The 16,366-nt window shown below is 63.1% G+C and carries 18 protein-coding genes; 17 read left to right on the forward strand and 1 reads right to left on the reverse strand.

Features of this window, described 5'->3' with window-relative positions; genetic code table 11:
• Positions 1–2: 2 nt before the first annotated feature.
• The 13 genes from X742_RS153505 to X742_RS153445 all read left to right on the forward strand — a co-directional run bounded on the left by X742_RS153505 (position 3) and on the right by X742_RS153445 (position 12,551).
• Positions 3–1,109 (forward strand): DUF1513 domain-containing protein, encoded by a 1,107-nt coding sequence (locus X742_RS153505; protein ID WP_023772669.1) that lies wholly within the window; start codon positions 3–5, stop codon positions 1,107–1,109.
• Between the two features lie 107 nt (positions 1,110–1,216).
• Positions 1,217–1,894: a tRNA (adenosine(37)-N6)-threonylcarbamoyltransferase complex dimerization subunit type 1 TsaB gene (tsaB, locus tag X742_RS153500; protein WP_023772670.1), complete on the forward strand. Its 678-nt coding sequence runs from the start codon at positions 1,217–1,219 to the stop codon at positions 1,892–1,894.
• A gap of 82 nt (positions 1,895–1,976) precedes the next feature.
• Positions 1,977–2,471: a ribosomal protein S18-alanine N-acetyltransferase gene (rimI, locus tag X742_RS153495; RefSeq protein WP_023772671.1), complete on the forward strand. Its 495-nt coding sequence runs from the start codon at positions 1,977–1,979 to the stop codon at positions 2,469–2,471.
• Between the two features lie 122 nt (positions 2,472–2,593).
• Positions 2,594–3,394, forward strand: coding sequence for a 1-acyl-sn-glycerol-3-phosphate acyltransferase (locus tag X742_RS153490; protein WP_023772672.1), 801 nt, complete (start codon positions 2,594–2,596; stop codon positions 3,392–3,394).
• A gap of 74 nt (positions 3,395–3,468) precedes the next feature.
• A complete protein-coding gene (gene miaB / locus X742_RS153485; RefSeq protein WP_023772673.1) occupies positions 3,469–4,890 on the forward strand; it encodes a tRNA (N6-isopentenyl adenosine(37)-C2)-methylthiotransferase MiaB in 1,422 nt (473 codons plus the stop codon).
• 83 nt (positions 4,891–4,973) lie between these two features.
• A complete protein-coding gene (locus X742_RS153480) occupies positions 4,974–5,966 on the forward strand; it encodes a PhoH family protein (protein ID WP_031241013.1) in 993 nt (330 codons plus the stop codon).
• 94 nt (positions 5,967–6,060) lie between these two features.
• Entirely contained in the window at positions 6,061–6,567 is a 507-nt protein-coding gene (ybeY, locus tag X742_RS153475) for an rRNA maturation RNase YbeY (protein WP_023772675.1), read from the forward strand.
• 28 nt (positions 6,568–6,595) lie between these two features.
• Positions 6,596–7,690, forward strand: a complete 1,095-nt coding sequence (locus X742_RS153470; RefSeq protein ID WP_023772676.1) for a hemolysin family protein — start codon at positions 6,596–6,598, stop codon at positions 7,688–7,690.
• A 14-nt stretch (positions 7,691–7,704) separates the two neighbouring features.
• On the forward strand, positions 7,705–8,175 hold the full coding sequence (locus tag X742_RS153465; RefSeq protein ID WP_023772677.1) for a VOC family protein: 471 nt from the start codon (positions 7,705–7,707) through the stop codon (positions 8,173–8,175).
• Between the two features lie 87 nt (positions 8,176–8,262).
• Complete coding sequence (gene lnt / locus X742_RS153460) at positions 8,263–9,855, forward strand: apolipoprotein N-acyltransferase (protein ID WP_023772678.1); 1,593 nt, start codon at positions 8,263–8,265, stop codon at positions 9,853–9,855.
• Positions 9,856–9,994: 139 nt separating this feature from the next.
• Positions 9,995–10,414: a helix-turn-helix transcriptional regulator gene (locus X742_RS153455; protein WP_023772679.1), complete on the forward strand. Its 420-nt coding sequence runs from the start codon at positions 9,995–9,997 to the stop codon at positions 10,412–10,414.
• Positions 10,415–10,582: 168 nt separating this feature from the next.
• On the forward strand, positions 10,583–11,857 hold the full coding sequence (metK, locus tag X742_RS153450; RefSeq protein ID WP_023772680.1) for a methionine adenosyltransferase: 1,275 nt from the start codon (positions 10,583–10,585) through the stop codon (positions 11,855–11,857).
• Positions 11,850–12,551, forward strand: a complete 702-nt coding sequence (locus X742_RS153445; protein WP_023772681.1) for a tRNA (guanosine(46)-N(7))-methyltransferase TrmB — start codon at positions 11,850–11,852, stop codon at positions 12,549–12,551. Before metK ends, X742_RS153445 begins: the two co-directional genes overlap by 8 nt.
• A 51-nt stretch (positions 12,552–12,602) precedes the next feature.
• Here X742_RS153445 and X742_RS1000000172510 read toward each other — a convergent pair whose 3' ends face one another.
• Positions 12,603–12,767, reverse strand: coding sequence for a hypothetical protein (locus X742_RS1000000172510; RefSeq protein ID WP_023772682.1), 165 nt, complete (start codon positions 12,765–12,767; stop codon positions 12,603–12,605).
• Positions 12,768–13,052: 285 nt separating this feature from the next.
• Between X742_RS1000000172510 and rimP the strand changes: the two genes are divergently transcribed.
• The 4 genes from rimP to X742_RS01000000170185 all read left to right on the forward strand — a co-directional run.
• The gene (gene rimP / locus X742_RS153440; protein WP_023772683.1) at positions 13,053–13,700 is read left to right on the forward strand and encodes a ribosome maturation factor RimP; all 648 of its coding nucleotides are present in this window, start codon (positions 13,053–13,055) and stop codon (positions 13,698–13,700) included.
• Positions 13,701–13,749: 49 nt separating this feature from the next.
• Positions 13,750–15,345 (forward strand): transcription termination factor NusA, encoded by a 1,596-nt coding sequence (nusA, locus tag X742_RS153435; protein WP_023772684.1) that lies wholly within the window; start codon positions 13,750–13,752, stop codon positions 15,343–15,345.
• Positions 15,346–15,383: 38 nt separating this feature from the next.
• Positions 15,384–16,034, forward strand: coding sequence for an RNA-binding protein (locus tag X742_RS153430; protein WP_023772685.1), 651 nt, complete (start codon positions 15,384–15,386; stop codon positions 16,032–16,034).
• A partial coding sequence (locus tag X742_RS01000000170185; protein WP_032924822.1) for a translation initiation factor IF-2 associated domain-containing protein occupies positions 16,031–16,366 on the forward strand: 336 nt, incomplete at its 3' end. The genes X742_RS153430 and X742_RS01000000170185, both read left to right, overlap by 4 nt.

Raw genomic sequence — 16,366 nt, forward strand, 5'->3', positions numbered from 1 at the left:
GCGTGAAGGAATTGCTCATCGACCGCCGCGATTTCTTGAGGGCCGCCGGCATTGGCTTTGCCGCCGCCGTGACGCCCTCGGCCTGGGCAAATACGCTCGCGGCGGATGCCGTGTTCGCCACCGCCTTCCTCAAGCGCGACGGCGGTTTTGGCGCCGCCGTCCTGTCCGAGGCCGGCAAGGTGCTGCATACGATCGACCTGCCCGATCGGGGTCATGACGTCACCTTCGATCCGATCTCGAAGCGTTCGGTGGTTTTCGCCCGCCAGCCCGGCACCTTCGCCGTCGTTTTCGATCACGCCGGGCGCGACGCCCCGCGGACCATCGCCAGCATCGCAGGCCGGCACTTCTTCGGTCATGGTGTCTTCTCGCCCGACGGCGCTCTGCTCTACGCCACCGAGAACGACTTCGACAACGCCGTTGGCGTGGTGGGCGTCTATGACGCGCGGGCGAAATTCAATCGCATCGGCGAATTCCCGACCTACGGCATGGGCCCGCACGAACTTCTTCTGCTGGGCGACGGCAAGACGATCGCGGTCGCCAATGGCGGCATCGAGACCCATCCAGACTATGGACGCGCCGAGCTCAACATTGCGACCATGAAACCTTCCTATGTGCTGGTCGACCGCGTCACCGGCGACCTGATCGAAAAGCATGAACTGCCGGCCGCTCTCCACCAATTGTCGATCCGCCACATGGATACCGACCAGACCGGCACCGTCTGGTTCGGCTGCCAATACAGGGGCTCCGGCACCGATCGTCCGCTTCTGATCGGTCGCGCCGCGCGGGGCAAGGGGTTGGCATTGCTCGACATGCCGCGGGATGTGCTGTCCGGTTTCCGCAACTATATCGGCTCGGTCGCCGCCAATCCTGGTGCCGGCACCGTCGCCGTCTCCTCGCCGGAAGGCAATTCGCTTGTCGTGATCGATGCGGGCAGCGGCCGGATCGTCTCCTCCAGCGCGCTGGTCGAGGTCTGCGGCGTGGCGCGCGACGGGGCAGGTTTCATGGCCACCACGGGCGCCGGCGAGATCATCGAGGGCGGTGGTGCCACGCGGACGGAACCGGACTATGTCTGGGACAACCACATACTGCGCATAGGGCCGGAGGCATAAGCTCTTCTGCCTGCCCAAACCGAAGCCGCTTAACAAATTATGCACTATACACTTGCGGTTGCGCGCCATGGCGGGCACAGGGAATTGTTTTTCGAACCGGTCGTTTCATGAAAGTTCTCGCCATCGACTGTGCCGCCAGCCTCTGCGCTGCCTGTGTCTACGACGCGGCGGCTGGGCTGGAGCTTGGCCGCTCGGTGCTCGATCTGGGCAAGGGTCATGCCGAGCACCTGATGGCCGTGATCGCTGACGCGCTGAAGACCGGCGCGACCGACTACGTCGGGCTTGGCGCCATTGCCGTCTCTGTCGGTCCGGGTTCCTTCACCGGCCTGCGCGTCGGCGTGTCGACCGCGCGTGGCCTGGCGCTGGCGCTCAAGCTGCCGGCAATCGGGGTGACGACCCTTGAGGCACTGGCGGCCGAGGCGGCCAGTGCCTTTCCTGGCCGCGCCGTGCTGGCGGCGCTTGATGCCGGCCGCGAGGAAATCCATGCCGCATTGTACGATGAAATGTCAGTGTTGACTTACGGTCCGGCCACGGCCACGCTTGCGGGTGCGGTGACGATGGCGTCGGAACGTTCCGCGGTGCTCGCCGGCACGGCGGCGACACTGATCGCTGACGCGGCCGGCCGCACCTTCGACATCGGGCCTCGGGCGGCCACCGCCGACATTCTCACTTACGCCCGGCTGGCTGCCGCAAAGGGGGAGGGCGAAAGGCCGAAGCCGCTTTATCTGCGCGGTGCCGATGCCAAGCCGCAGGCCGGGTTTATACTATCGAGGCAGAGACCATGATCCCGAAAAGTGGAGGCCGGTTTTCGCGGACAAACGGTCCCGTTTGTCCAGAGATCATGGTCAGACGAGAAAACGAGAATTGATGCGCATACCTTTTCTTCAACCACGTCGCCGGGACTATGCGCTCGAGCCGCTCAGGATCGCCGACAGCGCCGCGGTCTCGCTGCTGCACCGCGAGGATTTTGTCCGCCCCTGGACTGATGGTGAGTTCGCCGCCTTGCTCGAACAGGACACCGTGTTCGGTTATGCCGCGCGCGAAACCGGGCAGGGCGCCAAGCCGCCTGTCGGCTTCGTCCTCGCCCGGCTGGCCGCGGGCGAGGGTGAAATCCTGACCGTCGCGGTGGCGCGATCGCATCGCCGCCAGGGGCTGGGCTGGCAGTTGATGGACGCAGTGCTGCGCGAATTGCATTCGCAGCGCGCCGAAGCCTTATTCCTCGAGGTCGATGAGACCAATGCCGCGGCGATCGCCCTCTATCGTCGCCTGGGGTTTCGGGAAGTCGGCAAGCGTCCGGATTACTACAAGTCGCCCGATCGCGGGCCGACTGGGGCGCTTGTCATGCGCCGCGATCTTCGCTAGCCAGGGACCGCATGACCCCGAAAATCGAATCCGATTTTCGGAGAGGATCATGCGCCAGAATTAAGGTGTTACAGCGTCCTTTGCGCGTCCAAGAGGACGCGCGGCGCTGTAACGGTAGGGCGATGATCAAGAAAATCAGGATTTTCCTGGCGCTGGGCCTCGTCGTCGCTGGGTCGCTGGTTTTCGTGCCGCTGCAGATTGTGTCGATGAAGACCGGTTGGTGGCCGGAAACCTTCATCCTCAAGCTCTGGCACCGGCTCATCATCCGGGCGCTCGGCATGCGTATCCATGTCAGAGGGGCGCTGTCCGACAAACGCCCCTTGCTGGTTGTCTCAAATCACATCTCCTGGACCGACATCATGGTGCTGGGCTCCTTTGCGGATGTGAAATTCATCGCCCGAGCCGACATGGAAGGCTGGCCGCTGATCGGCATGCTGTCGAAACTGCAGCGCACTGTTTTTATCGAGCGCGAACGCAAGCGTTCGTCTGGCGATCAGGCCAGCGAGATCGCCAGACGCATGGCCAAGGGCGATGCCATGGTGCTGTTCGCCGAGGGTTCGACCGGTGACGGCAATGTCGTCCTGCCCTTCAAAAGCACCCTGTTCGGCGCCGCCTCGATGGCCATTTCCGAAGGCGCGGCCGAGCAGGTCTTCATCCAGCCCGTTGGGATCGCCTATACGCGCCTGCACGGCGTGCCGCTCGGCCGCCGCCACCGCCCGATCGCAGCCTGGATCGGCGATGAGGACCTGATGCCGCATCTCAAGGTGCTGATGGCCGAGGGCGCGCTCGACGTCGAGGTGCATTTCGGCGAACCGATCGCCTTTGCCAAGGGTTCCAACCGCAAGGAAACGGCCAAGCTGATGGAAGGCCGGGTGCGCGAGATGATGCAGGCCGCCCTCGCCGATCCGCTCCCGAGCCGTTAGCCGCCGGCATGCGCCAGCTGGCACATGCCGAGAATCGTCTGTTTTTTGTCACGGAAAGGCGTTAGAAGCCGCCGATGAACTTGAACACGACTGAAAGCGACGACATCGGCACTGTGGCCGGACACCCGGCGGCGCGCGCCACGGCAGCCAAGAAGGTCTTCGTCAAGACCTATGGCTGCCAGATGAACGTTTATGATTCACAGCGTATGACCGATGCACTGGTCGCTGACGGCTATGCGGCGACCGATGTCATCGGCGAGGCCGATCTGGTGCTGCTTAACACCTGCCATATCAGGGAAAAAGCCGCCGAAAAAGTCTATTCCGAACTTGGCCGCATCCGCGACATGAAGGCGGACCGCGCAACTGCCGGCCGCGAGATGCTGATCGGCGTCGCCGGCTGCGTGGCGCAGGCCGAGGGCGCCGAGATCATCCGGCGTTCGCCGGCCGTCGACCTGGTCATCGGTCCGCAGACCTATCACCGTCTCCCCGACGTGCTGGCCCGGGTTCGCGGCGGCGAAAAGATCGTCGAAACCGAATACGCCATCGAGGACAAGTTCGAACATCTGCCGCAGCCCAAGCGTGCCGAGGTGATCAAGCGTGGCGTCACCGCCTTCCTCACCGTCCAGGAAGGCTGCGACAAGTTCTGCACCTTCTGCGTCGTGCCCTATACGAGAGGCTCGGAAGTGTCGCGGCCGGTGGCGCAGATCGTCGCCGAGGCCGAGCGGCTGGCCGAGGCCGGGGTGCGCGAGGTGACGCTGCTCGGCCAGAACGTCAACGCCTGGCATGGCCAGGGCGAGACCAAACGGGGCAAGACCGCGGAATGGGGTCTCGGGCGGCTGCTGTTCCGGCTGGCCGAAATCCCCGGCCTGGCGCGGCTGCGCTACACCACCAGCCATCCACGCGACATGGACGACGAATTGATCGCCGCGCACCGCGACTTGGCCGCCCTGATGCCCTATCTGCACCTGCCGGTGCAATCCGGGTCGGATCGCATTCTGAAGGCGATGAACCGCAGGCATACGGCCAAGGATTATCTGGCGCTGCTCGACCGCATCCGCGCCGCCCGCCCCGATATCGCGCTGTCGGGCGATTTCATCGTTGGTTTCCCCGGTGAGACGGAGGCCGATTTCGAAGCGACCATGGATCTGGTGCGCCAGGTGAATTATGCCTCGGCCTTCTCCTTCAAATATTCGCCGCGTCCCGGTACGCCCGGCGCCGAGATGTCCGACCACGTGCCGGAAGCGGTCAAGGACGAGCGTTTGCAGCGCCTGCAGGCGCTGCTGTTGAAACAACAGCAGGATTTCGGCTTGAGTTTGATCGGCAGCACCATAGATACGCTGATCGAGAAGCCTGGTCGTCAGGCCGGCCAGAAGGTCGGCCGCTCGCCTTGGCTGCAGCCAGTTATTGTTGATGAAAACGCCGGTGAAATCGGTGACATTATCAAGGTGCGAATCACGAAGACGGGCTACAACAGCCTGTTCGCCGAATTGGCCTGATGGTCTCGGCAGATGAGGAGAGACGGTTGAGCGCAGCGGAGCTGAAGAATCTGCCCCCGGTACCGGCATCCGGGGCTTCTGACATGGCGCACATCGTTTTGACTTTCGACAACAACAAGCTTGCCAGCGCCCTTTACGGCCAGTTCGACGAAAACCTGGCCCGGCTGGAGCAAAAGCTCGGCGTCGACATCCGCTCGCGCGGCAACCAGCTGACCATCAAGGGGTCCGCTTCGGCCGCCGAACAGGCGCGCCGCGCCTTGGACAATCTCTACGGCATTCTGCAGAAGGGCGTCGATATCAGCCAGTCCGATGTCGACGGGGCCGTGCGCATGGCTATCGCCGCCGACGACCAGCTCACGCTGCCGACACTGGAGCGCAAGGGCAAGGTCTCCGCCGCCCAGATCGCCACCCGCAAGAAGACCATCTATGCCCGCTCCCTGAACCAGGACGCCTATATGCGGGCGCTGGAGCGGTCGGAACTGGTGTTCGGCATCGGTCCAGCCGGCACCGGCAAGACCTATCTGGCGGTGGCGCATGCGGCGATGCTGCTCGAACGCGGCATGGTCGAGCGCATCATTTTATCGCGACCGGCTGTCGAGGCCGGCGAACGGCTGGGCTTCCTGCCGGGCGACATGAAGGAGAAGGTCGATCCGTATCTGCGGCCGCTCTATGACGCGCTCTACGACATGATGCCGGCCGACAAGGTCGAGCGTGCGATTGCAGCCGAAGTAATCGAAATCGCACCGCTCGCCTTCATGCGTGGCCGCACGCTGGCGCACGCCGCCGTCATTCTCGACGAGGCGCAGAACACCACGCCGATGCAGATGAAGATGTTTCTCACCCGTCTTGGCGAGAACTCGCGCATGATCGTCACTGGCGATCCGACACAGATCGACCTTCCTCCGAGCACCAAATCAGGCTTGGTCGAAGCCTTGCGTGTCCTCGACGGTGTGGCAGGCGCGGTAACCGTGCGCTTCAACGATGTCGACGTCGTTCGCCATCCGCTGGTGGCGGAAATCGTCAGGGCCTATGACCGGGACGCCAAGCTGGCTCGTGGCCTCGGTGCCGAGAATTGATCTTGACGATGCGGCCTCATGGCTGAGGACAACACNGGACGCCAAGCTGGCTCGTGGCCTCGGTGCCGAGAATTGATCTTGACGATGCGGCCTCATGGCTGAGGACAACACCTCTGGCGGCGGGAGCCTTCCGGTTCCCGTCGAGATCGATATATCGGTTGAAGCGGGCGATTGGCCCGATGAAGCAAGCCTGACGCGGCTGGTCGATCGCGCGGTTGAAGCCGCCTTTGCCGAGACCGGTGCGACGGGTCATTCCGAACTCAGCATTGTTTTTTCCGACGACGCCCATATCCGTACCTTGAATGCCGGCTGGCGCGGCAAGGACAAGCCCACCAACGTTCTGTCTTTCCCGGCATTTCCGCCGACAAAAGGCCGCCCGCTGCCGCCGATGCTCGGCGACATCGTGCTTGCCGCCGAGACGGTGGCGCGCGAAGCGGCACTGGAAGAAAAGCTGCTGGAGAACCATATCTGCCATCTCGTCATCCATGGCCTGCTTCATCTCATGGGCCATGATCACGAGACCGACGCGGAGGCCGAGGAGATGGAAGCCATCGAGCGCGCCGCGCTGGCAAGGCTTGCCATTCCCGATCCCTACGCGTAACTAAAAAAGACCAATTGACCGGACGACGATGAACGACAAACCAGAGACTGCCGCCCGCCCCGATGTCGGCAGTGCGATCAAGGCTTCCGATACGTCGGAAGAGGGATCAAGTCCGAGTACCGTTACCCCTAGTGTTGCCAACACCGGCAGCACGGCCATCGAGCCGTCGCCTGCCGGCCCCTCCCTGTTCAACCGCGTGCTGGGCCTGTTCCGGCAACGCAACGGCACCAGTCTGCGCGAAGAAATCGCCGGCGCGCTCGCCGAGACGACGAGCGATGTCGAATCCTTCTCGCCTGGCGAGCGCGCCATGCTCAACAACATCCTGCGCCTGCGCGAGGTGCGCGTCGAGGACGTCATGGTGCCGCGCGCCGATATCGAGGCGGTCGAGATCGCCACGTCGCTCGGTGACTTGCTTGGCATGTTCGAACAATCCGGTCATTCCCGCATGCCGGTCTATTCCGAGACGCTCGACGACCCGCGCGGCATGGTCCATATCCGCGACGTGCTGGCCCATATCACAAAGCTGGCGCGTGTCAGGAAGGGCCGTGCAACCCGCAAAACGCCTGTCGCCACGGTTCTCGATCTTGCCCAGGTCGACCTCGCGCGCACCATTGGAGAGCTCAACCTGATCCGGCAGGTCCTGTTCGTGCCGCCGTCGATGCTTGCGTCCGACTTGATGGGCCGCATGCAGACGACGCGCACGCAGATGGCTCTGGTCATCGATGAATATGGCGGCACGGACGGCCTCGTCTCGCTCGAGGACATCGTCGAGATGGTGGTTGGCGACATCGAGGACGAGCATGACGACGACGAGCCGATGATCACCCAGACCGGCGACGGCGTGTTTATCGTCGATGGCAAGGCCGAGATCGACGAGGTCGCCAAGATGATCGGCGAGGAATTCGCCGCGGGTGAACATGGCGAGTATGTCGACACCATTGGTGGCATGATCTTCAACACGCTCGGCCGCGTGCCGGCGCGCGGCGAGGTGGTGCAGGCCATTCCCGGCTTCGAATTCCATGTGCTGGACGCCGATCCGCGCCGCGTCAAGCGCGTGCGCATCGTGCAGAGCCAAAAGGGCGAACGCCGCCGGCGGGCCACGGCGCGCACCGAACAGGCCTGAAAGCCTGCTCTCGCATGACGATCGAGGATCCGTTCAAGCACTCGGTCCTCGGCTCCGGCGTGTTTTACAAGGACCCACGCTCTGCCCTGGATTGGCTTGAAGCAGCCTTTGGCTTCGAGCGCAGCATGGTGGTCAGCAATGCTGAGGGAAAGCTGGTCCACGCCGAAATGCGGTTCGGCGATTGCTACCTCATTGTCGATTCTGAATGGGCCGATCATGTCGCGAGCCCCGCGTCGGTCCAGGGCAAGAACACGCAATCGGTCTATGTCAGGTTGAAAGACGGCCTGGATGCGCATTGCCAGCATGCCCGCGCGGCCGGTGCTGCAATAATCCAGGAGCCGGCGGACCAGTTCTACGGCGAACGCCAGTATCGGGCGCGCGATCCCGAGGGCCATGTCTGGACGTTCACGCAACCGATGGGTTCTGTTTCTCGTGAAGAGGCCGAGCGGTTGGGTGGCCTGCGCATCGAAGGCTGGCACCGGTAGAGAGCGGCCGGGTAATCACGCCGGCGTTTGGAGCGCGCGGCGCGGCCTGATAAATCTTAGCTCCTGATTCGCGCGACGGAAATACGCATGGAGCGCCTTGCCGGCCGGATAATTCTGCTTTGGGGTTGGCGGCGTTCGCTTGTGGCGTTTTTCGCTGGGGCGCTGACGGTTCTGGGGCAGGCGCCTTACGATTTCTTTGCCGCCTGTTTCATTTCGTTTCCGCTGCTGGTCTGGCTGCTCGATGGCGCGACCGGCGAAGCCTCCGGCAGCCTGTTGCGGCGCCTGCGGCCGGCTTTCGCCGTCGGGTGGTGGTTCGGCTTCGGTTATTTCCTCGCCGGCCTCTGGTGGATCGGCTCGGCGCTGCTGGTCGAGGCCGACGACTTTGCCTGGGCACTGCCGTTCGCGGTGGTCGGAATTCCCTTCGCGCTCGCATTTTTCTATGGCTTCGCAACGGTGGTCGCGCGGCTCCTGTGGAGCAGCGATATCGGCCGTATCGCTGCCCTAGCCTTCGGTTTTGCGCTGGCGGAGTGGCTGCGCGGTTTCCTGTTCACCGGTTTCCCCTGGAACGCCATCGGCTACGCGGCGATGCCGGTACCGCTTTTGATGCAGAGCGTCTCGGTGACCGGCATGATCGGCATGAATGCGCTCGCGGTTTTCCTTTTCGCACTGCCGGCGCTGCTGGCGGCGCGCCGGCATCTTCGGCTGGGCGCCACGCTGTTTGTCGTGCTCGCCGCCGCCCATGTCGGCTTTGGCTATGTCAGGCTCACCGCCCCCGAAAAGCCGGCGACGCGCAGTCTCGATGTCCGTATCGTCCAGCCGACCGTGGACCTGTCGGAAAAATGGGACGCCTCGGTGCGCGACCGCATCTTCGCCACCTTGCTCGGCCTCTCCGCAAAGGCACCGGACCCAGGTCACGAAAAACCGCAATTGATTCTCTGGCCGGAAACCTCCGTACCGTTCCTTTTCACGGAGCGCCCCGACGCCTTGACGGCGCTGGGCGACATGCTGGGCGACGGCCAGATGCTGATCGCCGGCGTCGTGCGTGAGGAGGGCGGCTCGGCGGCCAGCGCCGACAGCCGCTACTACAACTCCGTGGTGGCGATCAACGACAAGGGCGAGATCGCCGACGCCGTGGACAAGGTTCATCTGGTCCCGTTCGGCGAGTATCTGCCTTTCGCCGACCTGCTCGCTCGTTTCGGCATCGAACAGCTCGTCGCCGGGCCGCTGACGTTCACGGCCGGCAACGAGCGTCATGCCATCACGCTGCCGGGCGGCATTCGTGCCCTGCCATTTATCTGTTATGAGGTGATCTTTCCCGATCTGGTGGCAGTTGACGCTACGTCATCGCAGCTTATTGTGAACGTTACCAACGATGCATGGTTCGGCGACACGCCGGGACCGTATCAGCATTTCAGGCAGGCCCAGATTCGCGCGGTGGAGAATGGATTGCCATTGTTGCGTGCTGCCAACAACGGCATCTCGGCCGTGGTCGACTCCCGTGGCCGCGTCGTCGACGCCCTTGCGATCGACGCGCGCGGAGCCATCGATGTGAAGGTGCCTGTTTCCGCACAGACGGTCATTTCGTCCAGCCAGCGGCGCATTAACGGAATGCTGGTCATGTTGCTGTTTGCGCTTGTCGGGGGGCTGTTGAACGTAAGGCAAAAGCTACGGGTGAATTGACAGTTGGCACATTAGAAACTCATACTGTACCGCCTGAAAATTTCTCGAAGCTGGTGGATCGTTCTGTTGGGGCAGTCGCCTCCGGCTTTCTTTGGGCGGGAAAAAATCACGAAGCCGAAAAAATTCGGCGAGGGAAAAAATGACAGAAGAAAACAAGAAGAAACCCAATCCCATCGACATTCACGTGGGAAGCCGGGTCCGGCTTCGCCGCAATATGCTCGGAATGAGCCAGGAAAAGCTGGGCGAGAATCTCGGCATCACGTTCCAACAAATCCAGAAATATGAAAAGGGCACCAATCGCGTCGGTGCCAGCCGCCTGCAAGCGATTGCCTCCATACTCGGCGTCCCCGTCGCCTTCTTTTTCGAGGATGCGCCAGGCCAGGAATTGACAGCCAACCGCGGCTTTGCCGAGGATAGTTCGATGGCTTTCGCTGTCGAGTTCTGCGGCAGTCCCGAAGGACTTCAGCTCAACCGGGCCTTTGTCAAGATCGCCGACGTCAAGGTGCGCCGCAGGATCATTGACCTGGTAAAATCGCTCGCCCAGGACGATCTCGACTGACCCGCAATGCGGTTTGCACCGGCGGCGTGCGCCGCCGGTGGCACAAGATATCGCCTCCGACATTCAGGCCAGAGCCGCGGCAACGCTTGACGAGCAGCGCTTTGCCCCGCTAACACGTGGCGCGCCAAAATCGGCAGCCTGCCGATCGTTTTTCAAGAGGGGACACCCGTGACGCGGCAGAACTACTTCTTTACCTCGGAATCCGTAGCCGAGGGCCATCCCGACAAAGTCTGTGACCGGATCTCCGACGAAATCGTCGATCTGGTCTATCGTGAAGCCAAGAAGACCGGCATGGACCCGTGGAAGGTCCGTGTCGCCTGCGAGACGCTCGCGACCACCAACCGGGTCGTCATCGCCGGTGAAGTGCGCGTTCCCGAGACGCTGTTGAAGAAGGACAAGGGCGGCAACATCCTCAAGGATGCCGCGGGCCACCCTGTCGTCAACCCGGCGAAGTTCAAATCCGTCGCCCGTAAGGCGATCCGGGAGATCGGCTACGAGCAGGCCGGCTTTCACTGGAAGACGGCCAAGATCGAGGTCCTGCTGCATGGCCAGTCGCCTGATATCGGCCAGGGCGTCGACAACGCCGCCGACCGTCAGGGCGAGGAAGGTGCCGGCGACCAGGGCATCATGTTCGGCTACGCCTGCCGCGAGACGCCGGACCTGATGCCGGCGCCGATCTATTACAGCCACAAGATTCTCGAACTGCTGGCAGCCGCCCGCCACGAAAACAACGGCGAGGCCGGCAAGCTCGGGCCGGACGCGAAAAGCCAGGTCACCGTCCGCTATGTCGACGGTAAGGCCGCCGAGGCGACGCAGATCGTGCTGTCGACCCAGCATCTGGATTCAAGCTGGGATTCCAAGAAGGTCCGCAAGGTCGTGGAACCTTATATCCGCGAGGCATTGGGTGACCTCAAGATCGCTGACGATTGCATGTGGTACATCAACCCGACCGGCAAGTTCGTCATCGGCGGTCCGGACGGCGATGCCGGCCTGACCGGCCGCAAGATCATCGTCGACACCTATGGCGGCGCGGCTCCCCATGGCGGCGGCGCCTTCTCCGGCAAGGACACCACCAAGGTCGACCGGTCGGCTGCCTATGCCGCGCGCTACCTGGCCAAGAACGTCGTGGCGGCGAAGCTTGCCGATCGCTGCACCATCCAGCTTTCCTACGCCATCGGTGTCGCCCAGCCATTATCGGTCTATGTCGACCTGCATGGCACCGGCAAGGTCGATGAGGCAAAGCTCGAGGACGCGCTGCGTAGCGTGATGGACCTGTCGCCATCAGGCATCCGCCGTCATCTCGACCTCAACAAGCCGATCTACGCCAAGACGTCGTCTTACGGCCATTTCGGCCGCAAGGCGGGCCGGGACGGGTCTTTCTCCTGGGAAAAGACCGATCTGGCCAAGGCGCTCAAGGATNGACTTGCGCCAGTCGATGAGTGACGCGGACAGGCCAAGCCGCATGACCGAAGCCTTCTTCGGTCGTCGGCGCGGCAAGCCCGTGCGCCCGCAGCAGGCTGCGGCGCTGGAAAGCGGGCTTGGCAAATACCGGCTCGATCTGGTCGCCGCGACACCGCCAGACCTGCGCGTCCTGTTTGAAGCAAAGGTTTCGGCGGTTCGGCTCGAGATCGGCTTTGGCGGCGGTGAACATCTCCTGCATCGCGCCATCGAGGCGCCCGCGACCGGCTTCATAGGTGTCGAGCCCTTCGTCAACGGCATGGCCAAGATGATGATGGCGGTGCGGGCAGCGCCGCTGGCCAATCTCAGGGTCTACGACGACGACGCCACCCAGTTGCTTGACTGGTTGCCGCCGGCCTCGCTCGACGGCATCGATCTTCTCTATCCCGATCCCTGGCCAAAGAAAAAACACTGGAAGCGGCGTTTCGTGAGCCTGGTCAATCTCGACCGTTTCGCACGCGTCCTGAAACCCGGCTCGAAATTCCGCTTTGCGTCCGACATCGACACTTATGTGAACTGGACCTTGCTGCATTGCCGGGCGCATGGCGCTTTCGCATGGCAGGCTGCGGACGCGGCGGACTGGCATCGCTCCTATGAGGGCTGGCCCGGCACGCGTTATGAGGCAAAGGCCATTCGCGAGGGGCGCCAGCCGGCCTATCTGACTTTCGTCAGGACGTAGGTCCGCCCAACCGGCACCCCCCGGGAGGACGGGATCGAATGCCTGTTGGAGTCAGAAACGACCAATCCTGTTGAATACAGCCGGATCCATACCGAGATTGCGCAGGTCGTCGGCTCTGGGCTTGCGCCCGGCCTCCACGGCGCGAGATGCGGCAACGGCGCTGCCGAATGTGGTGAACAGATCGCCCAAGGCGGAGAATATCCCGCGGTTGCTCATGGTCTTGTCCTTTCGCGCGCACGCGCGCCGGTTCAAATCGTTTGATGGCTAACAAATAAGGGCGCGCCGCCGGCTCTCACAGGGGGATTGCCGCATGGCGGCCATGCGCCTGGAACAACCCTGACGCCGCCGGGCTTTCCCGGGCCGCCACTGCGGACTTGAAACACGAACCGTGTTCGTTTATATCAGCCTCAAATTCTTGGTCGGTATGACGAAGAGTGGGTCCACCCGGTCCCGCTCTTTTTTATTACCTGCCGATAGGTTCGAGACGAACGATAGGCAACGATGACTGCAACGGCAAACGAAGGTGACGACCGCATCATCCGCGAAAGCGGCATCGATGCGCGCATTGCGCTGATCGTCCAGCCGGTCCTGCGCGGCATCGGCTTTCGCCTCGTGCGCGTGCATCTGTCCGGCCAGAACGGGCTGACGCTGCAGATCATGGCCGAGCGTGAGGACGGCACCATGACCGTCGAGGATTGCGAGGAGGTCAGCCGCGCGGTGTCGCCGGCGCTCGACGTCGATGATCCGATCGAAAAGGCGTATCATCTCGAAGTCTCCTCGCCCGGCATCGACCGGCCTTTGGTGCGCAAATCGGATTTCGTGACCTGGACCGGTCATCTGGTGAAGATGGAAACGTCGGTCGTCGTTGCCGACCGCAAGCGCTTCAAGGGCAAGATCGCCGAGGCCGGTGAGAACGACGTGCTGATCGAGCGCGATAAGGCGGCCTATGGCGAGGAGCCGACAGTGCGCGTGCCCTACGATGCCATCGCCGATGTCAGGCTGATCCTTACCGACGACCTCATTCGCGAAGCGTTGTCCAAGGACAACAGGGAGCGCAAGGAAGCCAAGCGACGCCGCGGTGAACCGGACGACGATGTGTCCGAAGGTACGGAACCGGACGCCACGGACGAACACGAACAGGAAATTTGATTGAGCTGCCGGGCGCAAAGGTCCGGCGAACAGGCTCGGGAGAAAGAACATGGTTGTAAGCGCCAATAGACTTGAACTGCTGCAGATTGCCGATGCGGTCGCGCGTGAGAAGTCGATCGACAAGTCGATCGTCATCGCCGCCATGGCCGATGCGATCCAGAAGGCGGCGCGTTCGCGTTATGGCCAGGAGACCAACATTCGCGCCGATATCAACCCGAACACCGGCGAGATGAAGCTGCAGCGGCTGATGGAAGTGGTCGAGAAGGTCGACGATTACGCCACCCAGATAGCCATTTCCTCCGCACGCGAGCGCAATCCCGACGCCCAGCTTGGCGATTTCATCGCCGAACTGCTGCCGCCGATGGATTTCGGCCGCATCGCCGCGCAGTCTGCCAAGCAGGTCATCGTGCAGAAGGTGCGCGAGGCCGAGCGTGACCGCCAGTATGACGAATACAAGGACCGTATCGGCGAGATCGTCAACGGCACGGTCAAGCGCGTCGAATATGGCAACGTCATCGTCGATCTTGGCCGTGGCGAAGCGATCATCCGCCGCGACGAGCTGATCCCGCGCGAAAACTACAAATACGGCGACCGTGTCCGCGCCTATGTCTACGACGTGCGGCGCGAGCAGCGCGGCCCGCAGATCTTCCTGTCGCGCACCCATCCGCAGTTCATGGCCAAGCTCTTCACCATGGAAGTGCCGGAGATCTATGACGGCATCATCGAGATCAAGTCGGTCGCCCGCGACCCGGGCTCGCGCGCCAAGATCGCCGTCATTTCGCGTGATAGCTCGATCGATCCGGTCGGCGCCTGCGTCGGTATGCGCGGCAGCCGCGTCCAGGCAGTCGTCGGCGAACTGCAGGGCGAGAAGATCGACATCATTCCGTGGTCGCCCTCGGCCGCCTCCTTCATCGTTAATGCGCTGCAGCCGGCGGAAGTCGCCAAGGTCGTGCTCGACGAGGATGCGGAGCGCATCGAAGTGGTGGTTCCCGACGATCAGCTGTCGCTGGCCATCGGCCGCCGCGGCCAGAACGTGCGCCTTGCCTCGCAGCTTACCGGCTGGGACATCGACATCCTGACCGAGGCCGAGGAATCCGAGCGCCGCCAGAAGGAATTCGTCGAGCGCTCGGCGCTGTTCATGGAAGCCCTCGATGTCGACGAGATGGTGGGCCAGGTGCTGGCCTCGGAAGGCTTCACCAGCGTCGAGGAAGTCGCCTATGTCGATGCCGGCGAGATCGCCTCGATCGACGGCTTCGATGAGGATACAGCCTCGGAAATCCAGACCCGCGCCCGCGAATATCTGGAGAAGATCGAGGCCGAGCACGACGATAAGCGCAAGGCGCTGGGCGTTTCGGATGATCTGCGCGAAATCCCCGGCGTCACCACCGCCATGATGGTGACGCTCGGCGAGGACGGCGTGAAGACGATCGAGGATTTCGCCGGCTATGCCGCAGACGACCTCACCGGCTGGAAGGAACGCAAGGACGGCGAGACCAAGGTCTATCCCGGCGTGCTGGCCAATCACGGCGTTTCGCGCGCCGATGCCGAGCAGATGGTTCTGGCCGCTCGCCTCAAGGCCGGCTGGATCACCGAAGACGAGCTTGCGGCCGAAGAAGAAACGGCCGACGAAGCCGTTGGTGCGTGAGGTGAAACCGCATCGCACACAACCCGCCCTTGGACGAGATGAACGATCGCACCTGCATCGTCACCCGCAAACAGGCCGAACCGGATGAACTGATCCGGTTCGTCGTCGGCCCGGATTCGGCCGTCGTTCCCGATCTCAAGAGAAATCTGCCCGGCCGTGGTTGCTGGGTGAGTGCGGACCGCCTACATATCGAGAAGGCGGCGGCCAAGAACCTTTTTGCCCGCGCCTTCAAGGCACAGGTGGTCGTACCGCCCGATCTCGGCGGCATGGTCGACGGGCTGCTTTCCAGATCCGCTCTCGGTATGCTGGGCCTTGCCCGCAAGGCAGGCGCGATTTCGCTAGGCGCTACCAAGGTCGAGAGCGCGGTGCGCGGCGGACTGGCGCTTTTCGTGCTCCATGCGACCGAAGCGTCCGCGGATGGCGTACGCAAGATCAGCCAGGCGCGGCGGGCGACCGTTCATATCGGCGGCCCCTCCATCCTTGCCTACAAACTTTTCTCCGAGGCCGAGTTGAGCTTGGCATTGGGGGGTACAAATGTGATACATGCTGCCGTCCTCGCGGGAGACGCGGGTAAGGCGGTCCAGAAGCGCATGGTTGCGCTCGACCGATATCGGGGCGGTACCCCGGACGATCTTGCAATGCTTGCGGCCGTTGCTGACGAAGATGATGCCGCAGAGGATATGGAATGAGCGATACGAAATCGGGCGACGACAAGACGTTGAGTGTTACACCGAAGAAGACCTTGACGCTGAAGCGCCCCAGCATGGAACAGGGCACCGTGCGCCAGAACTTCTCGCACGGCCGTACCAAGTCGGTCGTGGTCGAGACCAAGAAGCGCAAGTTCTCGCTGCCCGGCGACAAGCCGGAGCCGGTCGCGGCTCCGCCTGCGCCCGTCTTCACGCCGAAGCCGGCGGTCGTGGCGGCGCCTGTCGTCCAGGAAGCGCCCAAGGCGCCACCGCCGCCGCCGGCTCCGGTCGAGCGCAGCGGCATGGTGCTGAACGAATTGTCGCGCAGCGAGATG

Origin of the sequence: Mesorhizobium sp. LNHC229A00 (genome assembly GCF_000502415.1) — a bacterium.
In the GTDB taxonomy this organism is placed as follows: domain Bacteria; phylum Pseudomonadota; class Alphaproteobacteria; order Rhizobiales; family Rhizobiaceae; genus Mesorhizobium.

What these genes read in the sequence shown, in the direction of transcription:
- miaB (WP_023772673.1), top strand. Translation starts at nt 3,469, where the DNA reads ATGAACTTGAACACGACTGAAAGCGACGACATCGGCACTGTGGCCGGA.
- X742_RS153445 (WP_023772681.1), top strand. Translation starts at nt 11,850, where the DNA reads ATGAGTGACGCGGACAGGCCAAGCCGCATGACCGAAGCCTTCTTCGGT.
- X742_RS153480 (WP_031241013.1), top strand. Translation starts at nt 4,974, where the DNA reads ATGGCGCACATCGTTTTGACTTTCGACAACAACAAGCTTGCCAGCGCC.
- X742_RS153455 (WP_023772679.1), top strand. Translation starts at nt 9,995, where the DNA reads ATGACAGAAGAAAACAAGAAGAAACCCAATCCCATCGACATTCACGTG.
- rimI (WP_023772671.1), top strand. Translation starts at nt 1,977, where the DNA reads ATGCGCATACCTTTTCTTCAACCACGTCGCCGGGACTATGCGCTCGAG.
- X742_RS153470 (WP_023772676.1), top strand. Translation starts at nt 6,596, where the DNA reads ATGAACGACAAACCAGAGACTGCCGCCCGCCCCGATGTCGGCAGTGCG.
- lnt (WP_023772678.1), top strand. Translation starts at nt 8,263, where the DNA reads ATGGAGCGCCTTGCCGGCCGGATAATTCTGCTTTGGGGTTGGCGGCGT.
- X742_RS1000000172510 (WP_023772682.1), bottom strand. Translation starts at nt 12,767, where the DNA reads ATGAGCAACCGCGGGATATTCTCCGCCTTGGGCGATCTGTTCACCACA.
- ybeY (WP_023772675.1), top strand. Translation starts at nt 6,061, where the DNA reads ATGGCTGAGGACAACACCTCTGGCGGCGGGAGCCTTCCGGTTCCCGTC.
- nusA (WP_023772684.1), top strand. Translation starts at nt 13,750, where the DNA reads ATGGTTGTAAGCGCCAATAGACTTGAACTGCTGCAGATTGCCGATGCG.
- tsaB (WP_023772670.1), top strand. Translation starts at nt 1,217, where the DNA reads ATGAAAGTTCTCGCCATCGACTGTGCCGCCAGCCTCTGCGCTGCCTGT.
- X742_RS153490 (WP_023772672.1), top strand. Translation starts at nt 2,594, where the DNA reads ATGATCAAGAAAATCAGGATTTTCCTGGCGCTGGGCCTCGTCGTCGCT.
- X742_RS153430 (WP_023772685.1), top strand. Translation starts at nt 15,384, where the DNA reads ATGAACGATCGCACCTGCATCGTCACCCGCAAACAGGCCGAACCGGAT.
- rimP (WP_023772683.1), top strand. Translation starts at nt 13,053, where the DNA reads ATGACTGCAACGGCAAACGAAGGTGACGACCGCATCATCCGCGAAAGC.
- X742_RS153465 (WP_023772677.1), top strand. Translation starts at nt 7,705, where the DNA reads ATGACGATCGAGGATCCGTTCAAGCACTCGGTCCTCGGCTCCGGCGTG.